The sequence below is a fragment of the Kaarinaea lacus genome (genome assembly GCF_975902315.1).
Window position 1 is genome coordinate 1 of record NZ_CDLKIE010000040.1, and the last position, 4,414, is coordinate 4,414.

Annotated in this window: 5 protein-coding genes; 3 read left to right on the top strand and 2 right to left on the bottom strand. The window is 48.5% G+C overall.

Features of this window, described 5'->3' with window-relative positions; translation table 11 throughout:
* The first annotated feature begins 162 nt into the window (after window positions 1-162).
* Both ACWVCM_RS00705 and ACWVCM_RS00710 read left to right on the top strand, forming a co-directional pair.
* A complete protein-coding gene (locus tag ACWVCM_RS00705; protein ID WP_455199772.1) occupies window positions 163-1,107 on the top strand; it encodes a serine/threonine protein kinase in 945 nt (314 codons plus the stop codon).
* Window positions 1,108-1,113: 6 nt separating this feature from the next.
* Window positions 1,114-1,977: a PP2C family protein-serine/threonine phosphatase gene (locus ACWVCM_RS00710; protein WP_455199773.1), complete on the top strand. Its 864-nt coding sequence runs from the start codon at window positions 1,114-1,116 to the stop codon at window positions 1,975-1,977.
* 21 nt (window positions 1,978-1,998) lie between these two features.
* On the opposite strand, the gene radC is transcribed toward ACWVCM_RS00710, so the two are convergent.
* Entirely contained in the window at window positions 1,999-2,673 is a 675-nt protein-coding gene (gene radC, locus ACWVCM_RS00715) for a RadC family protein (RefSeq protein WP_455199774.1), read from the bottom strand.
* 165 nt (window positions 2,674-2,838) lie between these two features.
* On the opposite strand from radC, the gene coaBC reads away from it, so the two are divergent.
* Window positions 2,839-4,041 (top strand): bifunctional phosphopantothenoylcysteine decarboxylase/phosphopantothenate--cysteine ligase CoaBC, encoded by a 1,203-nt coding sequence (gene coaBC / locus ACWVCM_RS00720; RefSeq protein ID WP_455199775.1) that lies wholly within the window; start codon window positions 2,839-2,841, stop codon window positions 4,039-4,041.
* A gap of 2 nt (window positions 4,042-4,043) precedes the next feature.
* Here the strand turns inward: coaBC and ACWVCM_RS00725 are convergent.
* Window positions 4,044-4,414 (bottom strand): hypothetical protein (locus ACWVCM_RS00725; RefSeq protein WP_455199776.1); only part of this gene is annotated, 371 nt, incomplete at its 5' end.

The window sequence follows — 4,414 nt, forward strand, 5'->3', positions numbered from 1 at the left end:
GCCCAACTCACTCTCTACTGTCTGGCGTGCAAACGCCGTCATGCTACGAACCATGCAATCACCTCTTGGATAAGGACTTTCTTAGTAAATAGTTACAAGCAACGGGAACAGAAACGCTAACTGACTGATGTATAAATAATTCTCACTGTAGCATACACGTTCATGACTGTACAAAACAATCAACTGCCCAAGGGAACCGAGCTCGCTCACTACGTTATTGCGAAAACCATGAGCGCGGGTGGTTTTGGCATCGTCTATCTGGCCAAAGACCTGCGCAGTGAGCAAGTAGTTGTTATTAAGGAATACTTACCGAATAAGCTGGCAAAACGGGAAGCGAACCTGAACGTTGTGCCCAAAGCGGATAATTGCAAAGCCAAATTGTATGAGGGACGACAACTGTTTTTACTGGAAGTCAGTGCCTTAAAAAAACTGCAACACCCCAATATTGTCCATATTACAGAATCCTTTGAAGCATTCGGCACGGTATACATCGTGATGGATTATCAGCCCGGCCAGACCTTGCAGCACTACATCAGCAAAAGCAGTGGGGGTTTCAAGGAACACGTATTGCGCGCCATATTTCCACCTTTTCTCGACGGAGTAAGGCTGGTGCATGATAACAACTTACTCCACCTGGATATCAAACCCAGCAATATTCTGATTAAACAGGACAGTACCCCTATCTTGCTGGATTTCGGCGCTGTCATCCGCAAGAACATGAGCCGCACCATGCAACACCGTACCGTTATAACGTCCGGATTTTCACCAGCCGAGCAATATGATGAAAAAGGCTATTGCGGACCCTGGACCGATATTTATGCCATCGGCGCCACGATGCGCACCTGCATTGAGGGTACGCCCCCGCCAAAATCTACTGATCGGCAGGAAAAAGATAATTTGAAACCAGCAGCTCTGGTTTTTAAACGCAAATACTCTGCGGATTTATTGGGCGCAATAGATTGGGCCATGGAAGTTGATGCACTGCTAAGACCGCAAAGTGTTGATGAATTTTTACGTGCCTTTAATCAAGGCGCTGATTTTGAAAATGGATCTGGCATGTTATCGAAATTATTCCCTAAACGCATGCCCTGGGGTAAAGCCAGTTAAGCGACGATGAAATACAATGTCAGCAAAGCCAACCGTTTAGGCAATCGAAAATCCAACCAGGACCGTATGGGCGTGGTGGAAACCCGGCATGCGATCTTGCTGGTATTAGCCGATGGATTAGGTGGACATGCAGGTGGCGACCTGGCTGCTGAAACAGTGGTAAATTGCGCTATCCGCCTGTTTAAAAGCGTGACGCAGCCCATTCGTAATCCACGCGCCTTTATTAACGACATCATCCTGCGCGCACAACGTGACGTACTCGAACTGGCAGCGGCGTCCAGCCCGCCATTGCAGGCAAAGTCAACTTGTGTTGTGTGTATTGTTCAGGACGGTTTGGCTTATTGGGGACATTTAGGCGATAGCCGGCTGTATGTCGTTCGTAATAAGGCTTTATTAACGCGCACGATAGATCACTCCCGAGTGGAAGAACTGTACAAGCGAGGATTGATTACTGAAGAAGAAAAGTCTACCCATCCCGACAAGAACCTGATTACACGCTGTATTGGTTCTGAAAACCAGCGACCACAACCAAGCATATCACGCGCGCTACCTCTGCAACTGGGTGATGTCATATTGCTGTGTTCCGATGGCCTTTGGTCACCGCTCACCGATAAAGAGATTTACAATGGCGTTCAAAAAAGGAATTTTGACGATGCTATCGAAGACCTGGCCAGTGAAGCCGAAGAAACCAGTTATCCACATTCCGATAACATCAGTGTGATAGCCTTGCGCTGGTTAACCAGCACGGCAAACAAGAACAGGGAATTAAAAGCCAAAAGTGCCATGAAGGAAACCAAACGTGACATTGACAATGTGAACAGGGAAATGGATGACATGATCAAAAAACTAAAACAAATCGTTAATAAATAGTCGCAGCAATATACCCCCGCATTACATCCAGCCTCGCTCTGCAAATGATACGGTTGCTCCATCGCCAACCACTACATGATCCAGTATTCGCACTTCCACTAACGAAAGGGCTTTTTGCAGTTGTAGCGTGAGATCGCGGTCTGCCTGGCTTGGTTCAGCCACACCGGATGGATGGTTGTGTGCCAGGATCACAGCGCTGGCATTGTGTTTCAAGGCACCTTGTACAATTTCGCGAGGATGCACCGATGCCATGTTGATGGTGCCGTAAAACATTTCATCATAACTGATCACGCGATGTCGATTATCCAGATAAAGGCAGGCAAACACTTCCTGACGATAGTCACGCATTTTGGCCATCAGAAATCGATGAGTATCATGCGGATTATTCAGGGCATCGCCACGCGCCATTTTTTCAGCCAAATAGCGGCGACTCATCTCGAGGGTGGCCTGTAATTGGGTATATTTGGCTTCCCCCAGACCCGGGCTTTGGCAAAACTGCTGGCGATCAGCTTCCAGCAATCCGCGTAGACTCCCGAACTGGATTAGCAATTCACGCGCAAGATCCACCGCTGTTTTTCCTTTGGTACCGGTTCGTAGAAAAATCGCCAGTAATTCAGCATCAGACAGGGATTGCGCACCCCGTAACAGCATTTTTTCCCGTGGCCGCTCATGTGCCGGCCAATCCACAATTGCCATAGATTTACTCCTTTCGGAATGTAGAGTCATCGAAAACCGGGCTTTATTCTTTTAATGGCGCCGGAGTGGTTTTTTGCTAATAATTTGTTGTTTTATTGTCTAAAATAGACAGTCCAGTCGATTAGCATCGACTGCAATTTCGACTTTAACAAAGCATTTTACGCAATGAAACAACTGGCCAACAAACAAATATTACTCGGAATCACTGGTAGTATTGCCGCTTACAAAGCCTGTGAGCTGGTGCGCCTGTTGCGCGATGCCGGCAGTGAGGTACGCGTTGTCATGACGCGGTCAGCCACCGAGTTTGTTAGCCCACTGACCTTTCAGGCCCTCAGTCAAAATACAGTGCATCGTGAGCTGCTGGATGAACAGGCCGAAGCGGCCATGGGTCATATTGAACTGGCCCGTTGGGCTGATGCCGTTATCATTGCCCCGGCCAGCGCCAATAGCATTGCCCGGCTGGCGCAAGGCCGCGCCGATGATCTATTAAGTACTGTGTGCCTGGCAACATCAGCGCCTGTTGCTGTCGCGCCTGCCATGAACCAGCAAATGTGGCTGGATGCCTCAACGCAGGAAAATATCACGCTATTGAAAAATCATGGCGTCCATATATGGGGGCCGGCAGAAGGCGATCAGGCCTGCGGCGATGTGGGACCGGGTAGAATGCTGGAACCTCCAGAAATTCGCGAGCACATTGCGACGTTATTTGAGACTGGAGCATTGGCAGGCCTGAAAATCGTCATCACCGCGGGGCCTACGCGTGAACCGATTGACCCGGTTCGTTTCATCAGCAACCGCAGTTCCGGTTTAATGGGATACGCTATTGCCGAAGCCGTCGTGGAAGCGGGTGGCCATTGTGTACTGGTGAGTGGCCCCACTCACCTGGCAACACCTGATAGAGTAAAGCGCATTGATGTGGAGACTGCACAACAAATGCATGTGGCCGTGATGGAACACGCAACAGATTGCGATGTATTTATTGCCGCGGCTGCAGTCTCTGATTATCGGGCACAGGAACTTGCTCAACAAAAAATTAAAAAAAGTCAGCAAAACTTAAATCTGCAGTTAGTGCGTAATCCGGATATTCTCAGTGATGTCGCGATGCAATATCCCACGGTTTTCACGGTTGGATTTGCCGCCGAAACTCAGGACATACAACAATATGCCATCCAGAAACTCAATCAAAAGTCACTGAATATGATTGTGGCCAATGACATTAGCCGCAGAGATATTGGTTTTGACAGTGAAGACAATGAAGTTGCGGTTTACTGGCAAGGGGGCGAGCAGACTTTCGAAAAAGCATCCAAGTCACAAATCGCCAGACAGTTGATACAACTAATCGCCCAACAGCTTAACGCTTCTCAATAATCTCAGCTCTGATGTTGAAGCTCGGTCAAACCCGCTGCCAGGTCCGGATACTGTAATCGAACACCCAACTCCTGTATCAACTTGGTATTGTTGATACGCCTGGATTCTTTCAAATAAGACAACATTCCGGCGCTTAACTCTTTTTGTGCCTGCTGCATATCTATTTCGGGTGGTTTCGGTAATCCCATCGCAGCAGCAACTGACTTAAAGTAATGTGACATGGTGCTGGGTTGCCCGTCGCAGACATTATAAATAGCCGCATTGGGTGCACGTTCCGCAGCCGCTACACACACCCTGGCAAGATCATCCTGATGGATGCGGTTACTAAATGGCGCCTGCGCCTCAAGCAATATCGGCAAACCTTTTCGCAAAC